The 17,971-nt window shown below is 50.9% G+C and carries 19 protein-coding genes and 1 other annotated feature; of the genes, 12 read left to right on the forward strand and 7 right to left on the reverse strand.

The window, feature by feature from the left end; genetic code table 11:
- Window positions 1-40 precede the first annotated feature (40 nt).
- Together alr and ACI48K_RS00835 are read right to left on the reverse strand one after the other, a co-directional pair.
- The gene (gene alr, locus ACI48K_RS00830) at window positions 41-1,222 is read right to left on the reverse strand and encodes an alanine racemase (protein WP_475025654.1); all 1,182 of its coding nucleotides are present in this window, start codon (window positions 1,220-1,222) and stop codon (window positions 41-43) included.
- 202 nt (window positions 1,223-1,424) lie between these two features.
- On the reverse strand, window positions 1,425-2,570 hold the full coding sequence (locus ACI48K_RS00835) for an outer membrane lipoprotein-sorting protein (RefSeq protein WP_475025655.1): 1,146 nt from the start codon (window positions 2,568-2,570) through the stop codon (window positions 1,425-1,427).
- 175 nt (window positions 2,571-2,745) lie between these two features.
- Window positions 2,746-3,040: a binding site (T-box leader), on the forward strand.
- A gap of 133 nt (window positions 3,041-3,173) precedes the next feature.
- Here ACI48K_RS00835 and trpS point away from each other — a divergent pair.
- The 10 genes from trpS (at window position 3,174) to ACI48K_RS00885 (ending at window position 9,961) form a co-directional block, all read left to right on the forward strand.
- Window positions 3,174-4,169: a tryptophan--tRNA ligase gene (trpS, locus tag ACI48K_RS00840; RefSeq protein ID WP_475025656.1), complete on the forward strand. Its 996-nt coding sequence runs from the start codon at window positions 3,174-3,176 to the stop codon at window positions 4,167-4,169.
- 173 nt (window positions 4,170-4,342) lie between these two features.
- Window positions 4,343-4,558 (forward strand): helix-turn-helix transcriptional regulator, encoded by a 216-nt coding sequence (locus ACI48K_RS00845; RefSeq protein ID WP_475025657.1) that lies wholly within the window; start codon window positions 4,343-4,345, stop codon window positions 4,556-4,558.
- Window positions 4,545-4,973: a DUF2178 domain-containing protein gene (locus ACI48K_RS00850; RefSeq protein ID WP_475025658.1), complete on the forward strand. Its 429-nt coding sequence runs from the start codon at window positions 4,545-4,547 to the stop codon at window positions 4,971-4,973. The genes ACI48K_RS00845 and ACI48K_RS00850 overlap by 14 nt, the downstream gene beginning before the upstream one ends.
- A 209-nt stretch (window positions 4,974-5,182) precedes the next feature.
- Window positions 5,183-6,184, forward strand: coding sequence for an RICIN domain-containing protein (locus ACI48K_RS00855; RefSeq protein WP_475025659.1), 1,002 nt, complete (start codon window positions 5,183-5,185; stop codon window positions 6,182-6,184).
- A gap of 165 nt (window positions 6,185-6,349) precedes the next feature.
- Window positions 6,350-6,856 carry a LytTR family DNA-binding domain-containing protein gene (locus tag ACI48K_RS00860; RefSeq protein WP_475025660.1) on the forward strand — a complete coding sequence of 169 codons (507 nt, stop codon included), beginning with the start codon at window positions 6,350-6,352 and terminating at the stop codon, window positions 6,854-6,856.
- Between the two features lie 11 nt (window positions 6,857-6,867).
- The gene (locus tag ACI48K_RS00865) at window positions 6,868-7,305 is read left to right on the forward strand and encodes a hypothetical protein (protein WP_475025661.1); all 438 of its coding nucleotides are present in this window, start codon (window positions 6,868-6,870) and stop codon (window positions 7,303-7,305) included.
- Window positions 7,298-8,212 carry an ABC transporter ATP-binding protein gene (locus ACI48K_RS00870; RefSeq protein ID WP_475025662.1) on the forward strand — a complete coding sequence of 305 codons (915 nt, stop codon included), beginning with the start codon at window positions 7,298-7,300 and terminating at the stop codon, window positions 8,210-8,212. Before ACI48K_RS00865 ends, ACI48K_RS00870 begins: the two co-directional genes overlap by 8 nt.
- The gene (locus ACI48K_RS00875; protein ID WP_475025663.1) at window positions 8,212-9,066 is read left to right on the forward strand and encodes an ABC transporter permease; all 855 of its coding nucleotides are present in this window, start codon (window positions 8,212-8,214) and stop codon (window positions 9,064-9,066) included. Before ACI48K_RS00870 ends, ACI48K_RS00875 begins: the two co-directional genes overlap by 1 nt.
- A gap of 183 nt (window positions 9,067-9,249) precedes the next feature.
- A complete protein-coding gene (locus ACI48K_RS00880) occupies window positions 9,250-9,732 on the forward strand; it encodes a DUF2975 domain-containing protein (protein WP_475025664.1) in 483 nt (160 codons plus the stop codon).
- Between the two features lie 10 nt (window positions 9,733-9,742).
- On the forward strand, window positions 9,743-9,961 hold the full coding sequence (locus ACI48K_RS00885) for a helix-turn-helix domain-containing protein (protein WP_475025665.1): 219 nt from the start codon (window positions 9,743-9,745) through the stop codon (window positions 9,959-9,961).
- A gap of 71 nt (window positions 9,962-10,032) precedes the next feature.
- Here the strand turns inward: ACI48K_RS00885 and ACI48K_RS00890 are convergent, their stop codons facing one another.
- From ACI48K_RS00890 to ACI48K_RS00900, 3 genes are all read right to left on the reverse strand, one after another.
- The gene (locus ACI48K_RS00890) at window positions 10,033-10,374 is read right to left on the reverse strand and encodes a hypothetical protein (RefSeq protein ID WP_475025666.1); all 342 of its coding nucleotides are present in this window, start codon (window positions 10,372-10,374) and stop codon (window positions 10,033-10,035) included.
- An 18-nt stretch (window positions 10,375-10,392) separates the two neighbouring features.
- Window positions 10,393-11,097 carry a pirin family protein gene (locus tag ACI48K_RS00895; RefSeq protein WP_475025667.1) on the reverse strand — a complete coding sequence of 235 codons (705 nt, stop codon included), beginning with the start codon at window positions 11,095-11,097 and terminating at the stop codon, window positions 10,393-10,395.
- Window positions 11,098-11,164: 67 nt separating this feature from the next.
- Window positions 11,165-12,409, reverse strand: coding sequence for an MDR family MFS transporter (locus ACI48K_RS00900; RefSeq protein ID WP_475025668.1), 1,245 nt, complete (start codon window positions 12,407-12,409; stop codon window positions 11,165-11,167).
- Between the two features lie 181 nt (window positions 12,410-12,590).
- Here ACI48K_RS00900 and ACI48K_RS00905 point away from each other — a divergent pair, with 181 nt between their 5' ends.
- Entirely contained in the window at window positions 12,591-13,949 is a 1,359-nt protein-coding gene (locus ACI48K_RS00905) for an amino acid permease (RefSeq protein ID WP_475025669.1), read from the forward strand.
- A 78-nt stretch (window positions 13,950-14,027) separates the two neighbouring features.
- Complete coding sequence (locus tag ACI48K_RS00910) at window positions 14,028-16,337, forward strand: alpha/beta hydrolase family protein (protein ID WP_475025670.1); 2,310 nt, start codon at window positions 14,028-14,030, stop codon at window positions 16,335-16,337.
- 289 nt (window positions 16,338-16,626) lie between these two features.
- Here ACI48K_RS00910 and ACI48K_RS00915 read toward each other — a convergent pair whose 3' ends face one another.
- The gene (locus ACI48K_RS00915; protein ID WP_475025671.1) at window positions 16,627-17,073 is read right to left on the reverse strand and encodes an ASCH domain-containing protein; all 447 of its coding nucleotides are present in this window, start codon (window positions 17,071-17,073) and stop codon (window positions 16,627-16,629) included.
- Window positions 17,074-17,114: 41 nt separating this feature from the next.
- Window positions 17,115-17,915, reverse strand: a complete 801-nt coding sequence (locus tag ACI48K_RS00920; protein WP_475025672.1) for a patatin-like phospholipase family protein — start codon at window positions 17,913-17,915, stop codon at window positions 17,115-17,117.
- Between the last annotated feature and the right edge of the window lie 56 nt (window positions 17,916-17,971).

A 17,971-nucleotide genomic window follows, 5' to 3' on the forward strand; every position in this document is an offset into this window, starting at 1 on the left:
AAAGTTTTGTTGAATTTTGTCTGTATTTTTTGAAAAGGGGCTAAAGCAGCGGATTGACCAGCACGTCAGGCTCCCCTGCGCGCTTATATACCCGTGGTATACGATGAGCCAACATGCACACCAACTCGTAGTGGATGGTTCCAAGTTCGGATGCCAGCTCTCCGGCTGTAATTTCCGCGCCGGACTGCTGACCGATGAGCACAACCTCCTCGCCGGCTTGAATTTCTTCGGCTTCACCAGCCAAAGCTTGAAGCGATACCATACATTGGTCCATGCAGATCGTTCCGACGACAGGGACGCGGCGTCCGCGTATCAGTACTTGCGCCTTGCCTCCAAGCATCCGGGAATATCCGTCGGCATAGCCGACCGGAAGTGTGGCGATCCGTTCGGACTGCTGCGTCTCATACCTTGCTCCATAGCTGATTTTGGAATGAGGCGGCAAGGTTTTGACCCAGACGGTTTCCGTTTTCAAGGACAAAATCGGGACGAGCGGCACCTTCTCTTTATGAACCTCGTCCGAAGGATACAGTCCGTATAACGCAATCCCGATTCTAACCATTTGGCAGGACAACTCAGGCAGGTCAATAGCAATAGCGCTGTTACCCGTATGTATGATCGGGATATGAATTTCATGCTCCCGCAGCGCGTGAACCACACCCTGAAATCGACGATACTGCTCCAATGTATAGCTTTTGTCTTCTTCATCCGCAGTGGCGTAATGGGTAAATAGCCCCTCCACTTCCACATGCGGGATTTGCATGGCCTTCCGGACAAAGGTAACCGCCTCTTCTCCGGGCAACAGACCTACGCGCCCCATTCCGGAATCGATTTTGATGTGGATTTTCAGCTTATGGCGGAATTCGCGGGAATCAAGCAAGCTGATCTCCTCCAGCACTTCCTCGCTGAATACGTTCAGTGTCACTTGTTGTTCCCAAGCGGTTCGCACTCCATGCGGCGGAGTATATCCCAGAACCAAAATCGGCAGCGTAATGCCGGCATTTCTTAGTTCCAGCGCCTCATCCAAAAAAGCGACGCTGAGATAATCCGCCCCGATCCGCTCCAGTTCCTTCGCCACTGTGACTGCACCGTGTCCATAAGCGTTAGCTTTTACACATGCCAGCATTTTCATGTCTGCCGGCTGTCTTCTTTTTAACGCCATATAATTGCTATACAGCGCATCCAAATCGATTTCTGCGCGGGTAGGTCGAAACTTCACTTGCACTTCTAGGTCACCTTCTCCAAAGATTGAAAGTCCATGATTCATCCTGAGCAATACACTAATGGTAATGTTCCCGGAAGCGGCTGTCAATTCTGCAAAAGAACCCAATTCAAAGGCAAGGAAAGCGCCAAACAAAAAAAGAGGCGAACAGGCGGAATCCGGTACGTTCTGGCTACCGAAACATCCGCAATCCGCCTATTTCTCATTATTTACCCGTTTGATCTTGCATAGAAGCGGCGATTTTCACCATTTCGCTGACCGGCAGATTTTCGCTCGTAATCCGGAATTCCAGTCCGTCTGTCGTCCAGGTCAAGGTTTGCAGTTCATCTCCCGTCAACAAGCCGGCGGTGAAGCCAAGGTCAACCAGTTCGGCAGGAGCCAGCGAAGCGGCACGATCGGGAGAACGGGATTCCGTAATCGTATACTGATATGTACCGTCATACCGCATAACTACCGTGCTGCGTCCGTCGCCTTCCGTCGCCGTATCGTCCTTGTATTCTGCTCCATCCGGCAAATAGGTCGGAATAATGACCCCAAACGGTTCGGAGAGTGCCGGGGTGGCCGGAACTTCCGAAGCCTGGCCTTGGTCGTCCCCCTCAGCCGTGCCGGAAGTCGAATCCGCGTTTTCGGAGCCTGTCGAGCTGCCGTCAGCTGCCGGCTTCTCAACGAGCATTCCGTTCTCGTCGACTTCAAGCATGGTTCCTTGCGAGTCCTGCGCCGCCGTGTCGAGATTGTGCTGCATATCAAAGGAATTTTTATCGAACTTCGCATCAAAAGCAAACTTGTTGAATTTCACTTCCACGACGACTTTGGCTTCCGCATCCGAGACTTGAACCTGCTTCGGCGCGTAGTCGTTTTTGGCCAGCCAAATTTTCTGGCGCACAAGGGCATGCGTGTTGTAGTTCGCCGCCACTTCAAATACGTAGCTGTCCTTGTCGCTGACAAATTGGCGCGAGTTGTCGCTTAAGATGCTCCGCACGAGCGTTTGATACAAATAAACCTGGCCTTGATTTTCCGGCCAATCGCTCTGGAAGCGGAAGCTTTTGTTGAGGCTTGGTGTCAGCACGTATACGCCTTGCTCGTTCCGCAGGACGATCTGGGTTACGTCCTTTTGCGCATTTGTAAGCGCGATCCGGTAGAAAGACGGATTTTGATACCATACTTCTACCTTGTATTCCTGAGGCTTGTCACCCGTGTAGAGCGTCATCGTTCCTGATCCCTGATAACTCTCCAACTGGGAAACAACTTTGTCCAAATCCTTGACGACACCGGCGGCGTCCTTCTTCCCGCATGCGGTCAGTACGATGCCGATCACCAAAATAATGGCCAGCATCCCTGTGATCCGACGCATGAGATCATCCCCTCTGCAGATTGATTTCCTAAACTGATACATGTCTATGAGGGAACTTGGACGATTATGCAGACTAGCTTGGGGCTTGGTCATGAAGAACTTATTCCGGTTTGGGATCCAAAGCGCCATTGACCTGCGGGATTTCACGCTGTACCATGTTCCTTAACAGGAAATACGAACAACCGTGAGAAAGGGTAAGTAGACAAGCGATAAGGACTTGCAGAGAGCCGGTGGGAGCTGCGAACCGGTGTCCGGCGTTTGCTCGAATGGCCTTTGGAGTTGCTTTCCCGAACCTCTTTTGAGAAGAACAGTAGGAAAAGCCGGGTTTCCCTCCGTTATCAAGGGAACGGTATCGAGGTCTTTTGAGTGAAAGATGTTCCGTACCGGTACGAGACAATCTCCCCTATTCCCGGCTTTATTTTAGGGGGCAGGTTGAATTAAGGTGGCACCGCGACAACTTCGTCCTTATTGAGGACGGAGTTTTTTTATTTTCATAAGTGGAGTATGAATTCAAGGAGGTGATGGCCATGGAGGACGGCTGGTGGCGATGGCGGTGTTGGATCAATCAAAGCAACAACAAAACGATCTGGAGGATGATGTACGATGAAAGAACGGGTACTAACCGGAGACCGGGTCACCGGCAAGCTTCACCTTGGCCATTACGCCGGAAGCTTGCGCAATCGCGTGACCCTGCAAACGCAATATGAGACTTTTGTGCTGCTGGCGGATATTCAGGCGTTAACCACGCATTTTGACCGGCCTGATTCGATTCGGGGACACTTGCGGGAAGTCGCGCTTGATTATTTGGCAGTCGGAATTGACCCAAACCAAGCGACGATTTTCGTACAATCGCTGATACCGGAAATCGCCGAACTGACGATCTTTTTCTCCATGTTCGTCACGGTCAACTCCTTGCGGCATAACCCGACGATTAAGGCCGAATCCAAGAACGGCGGTTTGGACGAGATGTATTACGGTTTTCTCGGCTATCCGGTCAGCCAAACGGCGGATATCACTTTCTGCAAAGCGACGATCGTGCCCGTAGGCGAGGATCAGCTCCCCCATTTGGAGCTTACCCGCAAAATCGTGCGCCGCTTTAACGAGCTGTATAAGCCAGTCTTTGCCGAACCCTCCCCTTTGGTTAGCGAAGTGCCGAGGCTGATCGGAACGGACGGAAACGCAAAAATGAGTAAAAGCCTGGGAAATGCCATCGAGCTCGATTCTTCCCCGGAGGATTTGGGGTTCAAAATACGCCGGGCCGTAACCGATCCTGCCCGCGTTCGCAAGGGAGATCCGGGGCATCCGGACGTTTGTCCGATTTACGCCTATCATGAGGCTTTTCGCCCTATGGGGACCGCGGAAATCCGGGAAAGCTGCGAAAAAGGAAGCATTGGCTGCTCCGGCTGCAAACAGCTGATTACCGAAGCGCTGGATCTTCTCCTGGAGCCGATGCGCGAGCGCAGATCCTATTACGCAAGCAAACCGGCCATGGTCGATGACATCTTAATGTCCGGAACGCGCCGGGCGAGGGAAATCGCTCGGGAAACGATGTGCGAGGTCCGCGAGGCAATCGGTTTGAACTATTTCAAGGAGAACTAAAAGTTCTAAACGGGTTCTCCAGCCCGTCCCGCTTTTGCAGGGAAAATAGGCAGTTTGTCAGTCAGGCCCTGCAAAGGGCCTTTATTTTTGGATGGAAAGCAAGCTTTACATTTAATTTCGGCTGCTCTATAATCAGAAATGGAAAGTTAACTTTCCGTAACGGAGGTGTTTCCTTGAAGAACAGGCTGGAAGCAATCAGAAAACAGCGAGGGATCAAGCAAGAGGAACTTGCGGAAATTTTGGAAGTATCGAGACAAACGATCGGCTCTCTGGAAAACGGACGCTACAACCCGTCAATCATCCTTGCCTTCAAAATTGCAAGCTATTTCGGTATGCGGATTGAAGACATTTTCATTTATGAGGAGGAACGTGAAAATGAACAAAAGTAAAATGGGGCTTTACCTTCTTCTCGCCATCGCCGGGGCTGTGCTGCTTGTCTTAGCCAAATTGGTTTTTACGGAAGAAGACGTAAAAATGCTCTCCGGCCTGGGTTATGGGCTGGGAACGGCGCTGCTTTGCCTCGGAGTCGGCAATTTCACCGGCGCACTGATCACTTCAAAGGTCGAAAGCGAAGAAATGATACGGAAGAAAAATATCGAGGTTCACGATGAACGCAATGTACGGATTCGCGAAAAAGCAGGTGCGAAAACGAACCAGGTGCTGCTTTATGTGATATCGGCGTTGGTATTGGCCTTTGGCTTTATGGGTGAGAGTATCACGGTGATTGTCATGGTCGCCTCCGTTCTGCTTGTGCAGCTCGTACTGGCGATTGGGCTAAGCAGCTATTACTCCAAAAAAATGTGAGCGGCGATGAAATTAGAATTTAAAAATTGAATAATGTGACTATTAAAATATTAAGCCGTTCACAGAAAAATAGAAAATTATGTATAAATCCTTAACCTGTCCCAGGAATAATTTGCTAAACTAACCTATGAAAGGAGGAAAATGATAGAATGAGGTTTTTCCTAGTTTGATTAGCGAGATTAAAAAACGGGAAAAGGATGTGTTTCCAAGTGATAAGGCATGCGTTAAAAAAAGCTCTGGTCTTCACGTCGGCAGTCGCGTTAGTTGCATCCATCGGGATCGTTCAACCATTGAAAGCATCGGCAGCAGTTGTATCGGGACAAACTTATAAGCTGATTAACGTGAATAGCGGCAAAGCCCTTGATGTATATGCCGCCGGTACCGCCGACTACACCAATGTCGATATCTACGATGACAACGGCACCGCCGCGCAAAAGTGGAATATCATCGCCAACAACGACGGCTCTTACAAGCTTATCAGCACGAACAGCGGCAAGGCTCTTGATGTCTACGCCGCCGGCACTGCCGATTATACCAATGTCGATATTTACACCGACAACGGCACCGCCGCGCAAAAGTGGAATATCGTAGGCAACAACGACGGCTCTTATAAATTGATCAACGTAAAAAGCGGCAAAGCTCTCGATGTCTACGCTGCCGGCACCGCAAACTACACCAACGTCGATATTTATACCGACAACGGCACTGCCGCGCAAAAGTGGAACATCGTTCCGGTCAGCGGCGGCGGAACTTCCCCTGTAACGAAGCCCGGCGAAGTTCCAAGCAATATTTGGGGATATACGTTGAATGCCGACCAGAAATTCGGCAAAAACGGTGACTTTGCCCTGCTGCTGTGCGCTGTGATCAAAAAGGAAAGCAACTTCGGAGCCGGCTTGGGCGGCAGCCCCTCTGCCGGAGACGGCTTGATGCAAGTAGAGCCTAACACCCGAAACGCCTATGCGGGCCAGTTCGCTTCCACCTACGGACATTCCTACAATCATGGCGATCTTCAAGATCAGGTATACATGGGCGCGCTGATTTTAAACGCCATGATTAACAAAGGCGGCAGCGTCAATAAAGGCTTAATGTTCTATAATGGCGGAGAAAACTGGTATCCGGGAGCTACGGATTCCTACGGCCGCCCGATTCTGGCTGATCAATATGCCGCCGCAGTGTATGCCACCTACAAGAGCTACGGCGGAAAAAATTAAATTGAAGAAATAGCAAGGCCTCAATTCGAATCTTTTTGTATATTTAGAAACAGGAGGAATCCGGCAAGCCGGATTCCTCCTGTTTCTTCTTTTAAATTTGCATCTCACCCTGCCGTATATGCAGGTCACCCTTCCCTCCATTGCCGCCATCGAGACGATCATGCTATGTTAAACGCAACCCGGGCACCTTACCTGGATAAATACATATTCAATGAATCCAAGGAAGTGAATCGTTTGAAGCTGACGATTGAACAATCGCTTGAACATGAAGAAGTGGAAATCACGATTAAGTGCGGGTTGATTGATGGCGATCTGGAGCGTCTGATCGCCCAAATTCGGCTGTACGCCTTTTCCATTACCGGAAAGAAAGACGGGGCGAGTTATCCCTTGCGCCTGGAAGATATCTTTTATTTCGAGTCGATCGACGACAAGACCTTCGCATATTGCGAGAACGAAGTATACGAGTGCGGGCTGAAGCTCTATGAGCTGGAGCAGCAGTTCGGCCGCGCCGATTTTGTGCGGATCAGCAAAAACTGCATTTTGAACATCATGAAGATGGCCAGCGTCCGCGCCCTGCTTAACGGCAGGTTCGAGGCCCGCCTGGTCAGCGGCGAAAAACTGATCATCAATCGCCATTACGTGCAGAGCTTCAAGCAAAAATTTGATTTTTAGGAGGTAGGACGGTGTCCAAATTCAAGATCTACTTTTCGCAAAATTGCATCTCGTTTACTTTTGTGCTTCTGTTCTACTCGATTTTGTCTTTGACGAACATATTTCCTCCGGTAACGACGAGCTTCGTTTTTCAGATTTTTGCCATGACCTCCTGCATCGCCGTGATCATGTCGTTTACGGATCGGATACCCTGGAAAAACACTTGGCTCTCCATCCTCACGGACAATTTGACTATGCTGATTATCGTATTTACTTTGGGCCTCCTGATGCACACCTTTTCTTTGGACTGGCGCTTTTTTCTAATCATTGGCGGAATGTGTCTGGCCGTCTACTTCTCCGTATATGGCGTAGTAATGATAAAAAGCAACGCGGATGCGCACCGAATCAATGAGCAAATCAAAGTGATTCAGCAAAATAAAAAGGGAACAGCGGGTGAAGCGAATGAATAAAATCATTGAGGTTCATGATCTTCGGAAATCCTTTGGAATGGTGCAAGCGGTGAAGCAAATCGATTTTTACGTCGAGGAGAGCAGCCTGTTTGCTTTTCTCGGGCCCAATGGAGCGGGAAAGTCGACCACCATTGATATGATCTCGACTCAGCTTAAACCGGACGGCGGCGTGGTGATGATCAACGGCTTTCGCCTGGGGACGGACGATCAAAACATCCGCTCCTCCATCGGTATCGTCTTTCAAGACAGTTTGCTCGACCCGCTCCTGACCGTCGAGGAAAATTTGCAGACGCGCGGAAGTTTTTACAAGCTATCTCGCCTTGAGCTGAAGGAAGCGATAACGAGAGCTTCCGAAGCGGCGGATGTGACGGAGTTTCTCAAACGTCCTTACGGCAAGTTGTCAGGAGGTCAGCGAAGACGGGCCGATATCGCAAGAGCCTTGATCAACACGCCTAAAATTCTCTTTATGGACGAGCCGACTACCGGACTCGATCCTCAAACCCGGAAGACCGTCTGGGAGATGGTGCTGAAGCTGCGGCGCGAGCAGGGAATGACCGTCTTCCTGACGACTCATTATATGGAGGAAGCGGCTCAAGCGGATTACATCACCATTATCGACCATGGCGAAGTACTGGCAAAAGGGACACCGCTTGCCCTCAAAAAACAGCATGCCACCGACATGCTGAGAATCAAGCCCCTTCGGGAGAGCGAGCTTGAAGAGCTTTTCCAAAGCCAGGGCATTACGTATGAGAAACACGGCGAAATTTACCGGATCCCGCTGAAAGACACACGTGACGCGCTGGAGATTATCGATAGGTGCCGGGAAAACATCGGGAACTTGGAAATCGTCAATGGCACGATGGACGATGTCTTCATTAACTTGACCGGAACGGAGGTAAGAAGCTGATGATCCGTATGGCAAACCGAAATTTAAAAATCTTTTTCCGGGACAGGGCCGCCGTCTTGTTCTCCTTACTGGCCGTATTCATCATCCTTGGCTTATACGTAGTTTTCTTGGGGGATACGATCGCAGACAGCCTTCCGGATATTAAAGGCGTTTCCTTTCTGATTAACACATGGATCGTGGCGGGAATCCTCGCCGTCACATCGGTCACCTCGGCCATGGGTGCGCTTGAAGTCATGGTTGAGGACCGTTCCCGCAAAATCCTGAAGGATTTCACGACCTCGCCGATCACCAGACGGGATTTGACGGGCGGATATATTCTCAGCGCGGTTATCGTGGGAATCATTTTGACTCTGCTCACTTTCCTGCTTGGCGAAGTATATATTGCTTTGTTCGACGGTGAAATACTGCCTGTCATAAACATCCTGGAAGTCATTGGTCTCATCGTGCTTTCCGTGCTGGCCAGCAGTTCCATCGTATTTTTTATCACGACTTTTATTAAAAGCTCAAACGCTTTTTCCGCCGCCAGCACCGTTATCGGAACGTTAATTGGTTTTCTGACCGGCATCTACGTCCCGATGGGCAGCCTGCCGGAAGCCGTGCAGTTTGTCATCAAGGTGTTCCCCGTATCCCATGCAGGCGTGCTTATCCGGCAGGTGATGCTGGAGCGTCCGATGGAAGTTTCGTTTGCCGGAGCTCCCGCCCAAACCTTGCGGGACTTCAAGCTGGATATGGGTGTTGTCTACAAGTTTGGCGGCTATACGGTAGATATGTGGGTGAGTCTTACGGTGTTGATTGCTACCACGGCCTTGTTTTTTCTTTTGTCCTTGCTGAACCTGTCGAGAAAAAACAGATAATTGAAGAATCTTGATATAAAGCAAGAGCATTTCTTTGTAATGAGAAATGCTTTTATTTTTTTTCCAAAAATAAAAATGACATCCATTAACAATAAGAATATAACAAAAAACGATATTAATTTATTGTAAAACAATAAAATATGTATTAAAGTTATTTTATAATTCATTAGCGAGGTGCTCTTTATGAAACGGGGAACAACACTCTTTTTGAAGATGGCTGATATTCTTATTGGAATCCCAGTTCTTGCATTCTGCATATTTTTGGCGCCTAAGATCGGGAATTTTGCTAAAGAATCGTATCCGGATATCGCTTATATGAAATCTCTCGTTTTAATCGATATGTACGCGGCAGCAATCCCTTTTTACTTCGCTCTGTATCAAGCTTTTAAACTTTTAAACTATATTGATAAGAACCAAGCGTTCTCGGAATTATCCGTAAAGGCTTTAAAGAATATAAAATATTGTGCCGTCACAATCAGCACCTTGTACCTGCTAGGCATGCCACTCTACTATCTCATGGCGGAGAAAGTTGACCCTCCCAGTTTCATGCCCATCGGATTGGTCATTATTTTTGCCTCTATGGTGATCGCCGTTTTTGCTGCTGTTCTCCAAAAACTTTTACAAGAAGCAATTAATATAAAATCAGAAAATGATTTAACGATCTGAGGTGAATATCATGGCGATTATCATCCATGTTGATGTGATGTTGGCAAAAAGGAAAATGAGCGTAACAGAACTTTCGGAGAGGGTTGGAATTACTATGGCGAATCTATCCATTCTGAAAAATGGGAAAGCAAAAGCGGTTCGTTTTTCAACATTAGAAGCGATATGTAAGACTTTGGATTGTCAGCCGGGTGATATTTTGGAGTACAAAAGCGACGAAGACACTCAATAAATGCAGATACTATTCACATTTTCCTGTCTTCCTTAAGCTCTTGCCCTCTCGCATATAGGCCCGCTTTTTGTTCAGGATTGGAATCCGAAATCCTCCGTATCGTAAGCGATCCATGAATCGCCCGACAAGTGAAGCCGGTTCAATTCAGGCTCGTACCAAACGGCGCCCTCCCTGACGTACAGCCAGACTTTCCGGTTCGGTTGGTCCGGCACGGTATGAAAGAGAAATACGTTCAGTTCCTCCTTCCACTTCAGCAGTTCCTCCAACGAATCGCTCAGCGGCACAGCCAATTGAGCCTTCCACTGCCCTTCCGTCCGATCTGCGCGATAATCTATGGACATTTCGGCCGTATCGAAAAAAATTCTTCCCCCAACGGCGTGTTTGATAACCAACGTCTCTTGCAGCGAACTCATCTCCTCACTTTGAATACATTACGGCAAATCAATCAGCATGAAATAGGCTGCCTGATCCCGGACCAAGCGGATCGTAAGCTCCGGCTCGGATTCGATTCTCGCCTCGGTCCGCCGTGACAGTTTGGCTCCGTTAACCTCCAATTCACCTTCGATCACGTAAAGGAAAATCCGCCTTCCGGGATTTTGACGAAAGACCACGTGATTCCCCCGTTCCAGCTCGCTCAGATAAATCGTCATATCCTGATGAATCAATGCCGCATCTCCCGCCCCATCCGGGGTCACGACGGGATACAGCCGATTCTTCAGGTTGGCCCGTTCGAAACGAGCCGTCTCGTAAGAAGGCTCAAGCCCACGCTCCTGCGGCACAAACCACATTTGCAAAAAATTGCCTTCGGCCTCCTCCGAAGGGTTGTACTCGGCATGAATCACTCCGGTTCCCGCCGTCATGCGCTGCAGCTCGCCGGCTTCCGAGACCGCCGTGTTGCCCAAATTATCCTCGTGTTTGATCCGTCCCTTAAGCACGAGAGTGACGATCTCCATGTCGCTATGCGGATGGGCTCCAAACCCGCGCCCGGGCGCAATCGTATCGTCATTGAGCACCCGCATGACGCCAAAAGCCGTATTGGCCGGGTCAAAATAAGACCCGAAAGAAAAGCTTAACGAACTGCGGAGCCAGCCGATATCAACCGAGTGGCGGGATTCCGCCGGAAACAACCGAATCATGGGCGCGCCTCCTTTACCCTATGTAACTATTTCAAATTCATTATAATCATTTTTTTGCATTTTGTATCTATGCTTTCTCCGCCAAACTATCCACAGGCGTCCAAGCCTGTTCCATCGCCAAATGACGCCGCGCCAGCAGCAAGAACGGAAGTCCGAAAGCGGCGGTTACCGCAATGATCGCAAAGATCAGCACCGACTGTGAAACGCCCAAAGCGTCCAGCAAAAATCCTCCGAGAAGCGGCGACAGCACATTGCCAAGCTGGTTGAAGCCAAACATGCCGAAATAGGTGCCGCGGAGCCCCGGCGAAGCGATTCGGTCCACAAGCACATCCGTCATCGTAAACATGAGCACTTCCCCTATCGTGAAGAAAACCACGCCCAGCATCAATGCCCAGATCGAATGGACCGATCCGAACAGCATTAAGCTTCCGGCGACGCAAAGATTGCCCGCGATCAGGGGAGCAATCGGCGAGAAGCGGCCGGCAAACCGCACGATCGGAAATTGAACCGCCAGCACGACGACCGCATTAAGTGAAAGCATATAGCTGAACCATTTGGCGCCGTCCGTAATTTTCGGGCTCATTTCCATGTACTGGGCGAGCGTCGAGCTGAAATGTCCGTAGCCCAGCACGCAGAAGGCCATGCCAATCAGAACGTACATAAATGTCCGGTCCTTCCCGGTCACCTGCAGCGCACCCTTCAACGTCAATCTTTCTTGGGTTCCTTGCTTGGCATTGCCGATATCTTTATGGAGCAGAAATTGAATCACCAGCACAAGGCCATAGAAAAAATAGACCAGCCCGGCAAAATAAAACGCCGTACCCGAATCCGAAGCCCCCAGCTTCAAGCCGAGCAGCGGTCCGGCGACAACGCCCAAATTGATCGCCGCATACCGAAGGTTGAACACCAGCATTTTGTTTTTTTGCGGTGTAATATCGGCAAGGAGCGCCCGGGAGGTCGGCTCGAACATCGCCCGGCATAATCCGTTCAGCGCGTTCATGATAAAGAAGATCCAGATTTTATCGGCCAGGGCAAATCCGACGAAAACAAACACCCAGCCAAAAATCGAAATGAACAGCACCATTTTTCGTCCGATGACATCCGAGATGTATCCGCCGTAGAAGCTGGCGAACACGCCGATCAAGGAACTGACAGCGACGACCATCCCCGTCTCCGAAGGGGAAGCTCCCATCGATTTGATCAGATAGATCGACAGAAAGGGAATACTCATGGATGAGGCCATTCGGCCAAAAATCGTTCCTATGATAATGGTCCAGGATAAGGGATGAATGCTTTTGAGATTGTCGTTCATTTGTAAATCGCCTACTTTATCTCCGGATGTAGAAAACCATCTCACTATTAAACCCGCGAAGTAAATATTTGTCAAGGCATGATAGATTGGTCCACAAACCTCATATCTATGCCGAAAGATTTGTTGTATTATAGTTCTGTGCAACTTTAAATCGATCAAGTGTTCAGGGGGCTTTGCTACAGTGAATTCAAAACAAACCGACTCTTCCTTGCAAAAAAAATTATTGCCGAGGCACGTCACTTTTATGGCTATGGGCGGCGTCATCGGTACCGGCATTTTTAAAGGCAGCGCCGAGACGGTGAGCCTTGCCGGTCCGGGGGTTATTTTCTCCTATGTATTCGCAGGCCTGCTGCTGCTCGTCGTGATGGGAGCGATTGCCGAAATGGCCACGGTTTATCCCGGACGCAACATGAAGGACTTCATCCGTGAAGCGTTCGGCGAGCGAATCTCCTTTATTATGGGCTGGATGTATTGCTTCATGTGGCTGGCCGTATGCGTCATCGAAGTCATCGCCGCCGGGAGCTTCCTGCAGTATTGGTTTACGGACGCCCCTTTATGGCTGCTCAGTCTGGCGAGCGCAGTATTCATCATCGCCATCAATATGATGAGTGTCGGAGGATTCGGGGAGTTTGAATTCTGGCTGGCCGGCATCAAAATCGCCATGATTCTTGTGTTTATCGTGCTGGGCGCCGCCCTTCTGTTCGGAATCCTTCCCGGCTCAAGCGCGCCGTTTCCGCACAATTTTACGGACTACGGCGGCTTTTTCCCGCATGGATGGACGGCGATCTTCTCCGCCTTGCTGGTTGTTATGTTCTCTTACGGAGGTTCCGAGCTGATCGGACTGACTCTGTCCGAAACTCAAGATGCCGAAAAAGTGCTGCCCCGGGTGGTCAAAAGCTTTATTTTGCGCGTTGTTTTGTTCTACACGCTGCCGATTCTTATCATTTGCGGACTGATTCCCTGGAACAGCCTCAGCGAGCAGACGAGCCCGTTCGTACAAGTGTTGAATACCGTCGGTCTGCAAGGGGCAGCCGATCTGATGAATTTCATCTTGATTACGGCCGTGTTATCCGCCGCCAATTCCGGAATTTACGGAGCGACCCGGATGCTGCACTCCATGGCTTCCGGCGGTGAAGCACCGTCTTCGCTGGCCAAAATCTCGTCCAAAGGAGTCCCGGTGAACAGCCTGATCCTCAGCGCCATTGTTCTGGTTCTCGGTTCCATGCTGGCTTATCTTGATATCGACAGCCTGTTCCGCCTGCTGATGGCCGTTCCCGGCTTTGTCGTGCTGCTGGTCTGGATTTGCATCTGTCTGGCGCAGCTTAAACTGCGCAGGGTCTATCCCTCCGCACCGGCGTTCAAAGTATGGGGGTATCCTTATATTACGTCCATTACGGTGATTGGCCTTGCCGTGATCGCGGTTCTCTTTCTCTTTGACGCCCAAAACCGCATCAGCATCTCCGTCTGTCTGGGCGTTCTGGTTTTGCTCGCCGTATGGTCGTCGATCCGTTTCAAAAAGGAACGCGCCGGCTCGCGCTGAATCCTGTTTTCCCCTGTTCCTCCATCTATATGGGCATGTTACAATAGGGCTAGAGCGCTATGAAATATGGGGGAAATTATGGAACTTCAGGTGCAGACCGAATACATCTTTACGAAACCAAGCTTTCGTTCCCGGATCGCACGCCGCATCCGCGGAACTTACCAATACGATACCGCCTTTTGGCGAACCGCTATTGCCGGCTCCTGGGGGGCCGGCATGTTCGCGTTAATCCTGACCGCGCTTGGCATGCCTACCGGCTTTGGCGCGGCCATCGATATTTTGATGTTCATGCTCGCCGGAACGGTCGTGCTGTTCGTGATCGCTCACGTGTGCGCGCTGCTGCTTGCGCTAATCGGGCTGCCTGTTCCCCGGCTGTACATCGGCACCCTTGTTTTTGATCTGATCGTCATCTTTTTTATATTCTATGAAAACGAAAATCCGTTCGGCATCTCCGCCGTCATCTCTTCTACCCTCACACTGATAGGGATCATAACGGGTCTCATCTTCGGCTGCTTTACCAGCCGCCGGGTTCGCCCCCGCTTAAAAGCGGGCTTTGGAGCCCTCATCGCCTTGTTGTGCCTTACGGCGGCCGTATGGCCTGCAGCTTCTACTTCATTTTCGCAAAGCAACAACGCTTCTCCTGTTTTGGGGACGGCCAAACCCGAGCCGTTCACTCCGTTAACGGCAGCCGATCCGTCGGAACCGGGCCCATATCAAGTCTCCTCCTTTACTTACGGGAGCGGAAACGACATTTGGCAGTCCGAATTCGGAAAGAAGGCCGATTACCTCTCCAACTCCGTCGACGCATCCGCTTACATTAAAAATTGGTCCAAATTCCGCGCTTTTTATTTGGGATACCGCCAGGACGCCCTTCCGGTCAACGGGCGGGTTTGGATGCCGGAAAGCTCCGGCGGCGAGACGAAGGACGGTCCCTACCCGCTCGTTCTGATCGTTCACGGCAACCATCTTATGGAAGATCCTTCGGACGAGGGATATGCTTATCTGGGTCAGCTACTGGCCAGCCGGGGATTTATCGCCGTATCGGTGGATGAAAATTTTCTGAATTACTCCGTATGGACCGGAATACCCGACAACGATATGAAAGTGCGCGCCTGGATGCTGCTGAAGCATCTGCAGCAAATCGGCGAATTCGCAAACGATCGGGACAGCGCGTTTTACGGCAAAGTCGATTTCGGCCAAATCGCTCTGGCAGGGCATTCCCGCGGCGGGGAAGCCGTGGCGATGGCCGCCGACTATAAGGATTGGTTCGGCAGCGACAATACGCTGAAAAATCTGGATCAGTACCACATTCAGGCGGTAGCCGCCATCGCTCCAACCGATAAAATGGTCGACGGCAAGCTGACCAAGCTGCAAAATGTCAGTTATTTAACGCTTCAGGGGGCGCGGGACGGCGACGTAAGCGATTTTGACGGCGACCGGCAATACAACCGCACTTCGTTTTCGGAAGGTACCGATCAATTCAAAGCCTCGCTGTATATCGCCGATGCCAACCACAGCCAATTCAACAGCAGTTGGGGCGGACGGGACGTGAGCTATCCGAAAGGCATTTTGCTGAGCAGGCTGGGGATGCTTGACCCGAGCGAGCAAAGAAGCATCGCAAAGGTCTATATCTCTGCATTTATGGAGGCAACGCTGCACAGACAAGATCAGTATTTACCTTTGTTCCGCGACTATCGGTCGGGATTATCCTGGCTGCCGGAGACCGAATATTTCAGCCGGTTTGAAAGCGGGGAATTCACGGCATGGGCGCGCTTTGACGAAGACCAGAACCGGATGACGATCCCCGAAGGGGGAGAGGCCGAGGCAACCCAATTGGACTGGAAAGAAGAAGACGCCAAAAATCGCCATAACTCCGGCAAATCCACCCGCGGCGCCGTTTTGGAGCGTACGGAAGACGCGGAAGGCGCTTCAACCTACTCCTTAAGCTGGGAGCAATCCGCGCCTTCTCCCGAAAACGGCGAGGCGGAAGTTCTCTCCTTCTCGCTGGCGGATCGCGACTTTGAGCTTGAGGAAGAGGGCAGCCCCGCGGACGAAGACCAGCCTGCCGAGATGCCTTTGGAAATCGAACTGGAGGACGTTCATGGAACGGCGGTTCAGTTTCCTTTATCGGAGTTTATGGAAGTTGAGCCTCTTCCCGCCACCAAGTTCACGATTCTTCCGTGGCTTGACCTTCATATGTCGGACGGCAAATACAAACAGCCGACGGAAGCCGTGTTCCAAACCTACGAGCTGCCGCTGGACTCCTTCACGCAGGCTGATCCGGAATTTGATCCCGCCGACGGGATCAAATCTCTAACATTCAGGCTGACCGGCGGCCCGGAGAAAATCATGCTGGACGATATCGGAGTTTACGGATCGCTCCAATAATACAGAGAAGAGCCCATCCCCGTACAGGATGGGCTCTTCAATCTATCAATAAAGAAGAGGGAGTATCTATAATTTAGCACCGGTTCCTTAAAGGAACATTACAGAAACCTGAAGAAGAAATTAATTTATCGATCATTTACAATCTTCGTTTCATAGGCCGATACCTGAAATGCGAGGTGAAAAATATGGGTACCGCAGCCGCATCCATGTCAATGAGTCAAGCCGGCCTATCCCAAGTTGTCGGAATCCGGGGGCTTAGCATGGCCAAAGATCAGGCGCAAATCAATCGCTATGCCCGGTCGTCCCAATTCCAATTCCATAAGCCTTGCTTGCCGCTCGCCGGAGCCGGGCGGTCCAGCTTCCTCAGATCGGCAAGCTCCCAGGCATAACGGCCCAACGCAAAATCGCCAAATCGATATTCCTGCCCGGCGGCGGTTAAGCCTCCCACGCGATCTCCCAAAATGGCTGTTTTCCCATCATTCTCCAACACCGGGTGGCACGCTTTCAGTTCGCATACGGCGACCACCGCTCCGGTCGGCAAATTGTCGGCGGTATACCCTGCGGTTGCGAGCAGCGAGCGGATCGGCTCCTGAGTACAAATCGCTTTGTCCACCTGCTTGCCGGCGTGAATCGCCAGCGAGCCCCGGTATTCCGTTTTCCAGCCCCTGGTCTCGAACCGCTTCTCCCCGATGGCGATCAGCGTCGCCCAAGGTTGTCGTATCGTAATGCAGTGCAATTCTCATAAACCTCCTGCCGTATATGTAATCTCCGACCCGGTCATCCCCGAAATTCAAGATTAACTCGTTCGATTTGCAATTTCAGCTCATCCATCATCGACTCGGCCGCCTCCTCGCCGGCTTTGATGCAGTCGTGCATTTTCGAGAAATCGAATGCGGCGACATGCCCGACCTCCGGTCGAATGACGATGTCGGCCAGCCTCAGGCTCGTGTGCTTCCGTTCCGCCGTCATCAGGCTGTAAGAACGATAAACGACCTCGATCATATTCCGCGGCGGTTTTTTCTCATGCTCCCGGGCCACATCGACGGCAATGATCAATCCGGTTTCTTTTCGCTTCAATTCCTGCACGGGCAAATTATTCAACACGCCGCCGTCGACCAGCATTTTCCCCTCGAGCATCAAGGGCGCGAATACCCCGGGAAAAGCCGTCGTTGCGCGAAGCGCCGTGCCGAGATCGCCACGGTCGAGAACGACCTGCTTACCCTGCATTAGATCTACGGAAACGGCTTTGAATTTGATGGGGAAATCCTCGATTTGCAGCGCTCCTTTGCCACGCTGCTTAAGAAGCTCGTTGACCGTGTTGTAGATTTTGTTGCCGCCAATGAGCCCTCGCTGCCGGATACCCAAATCCATCAGCCGGTATTTGGGAGTGTGGTAGAGCAGATTCTCGATCTCTTCCGCCGAAATACCCGCGGCATACAATCCGCCTATGGCCCCTCCCATGCTTGTACCCACAATAATATCAACCGGAATCCGGTGGCGTTCGAAAGCTTTCAACACTCCCAAATGAGCAAGTCCCCGGACCGCACCGCCGCCTAACACCAATCCCACTTGTTCCATGATAATCCCCTTGCCATTCATAATATTGATTTCATTATACTTCAGCTTACCGGAAG

The organism is Paenibacillus terrisolis (genome assembly GCF_056171975.1).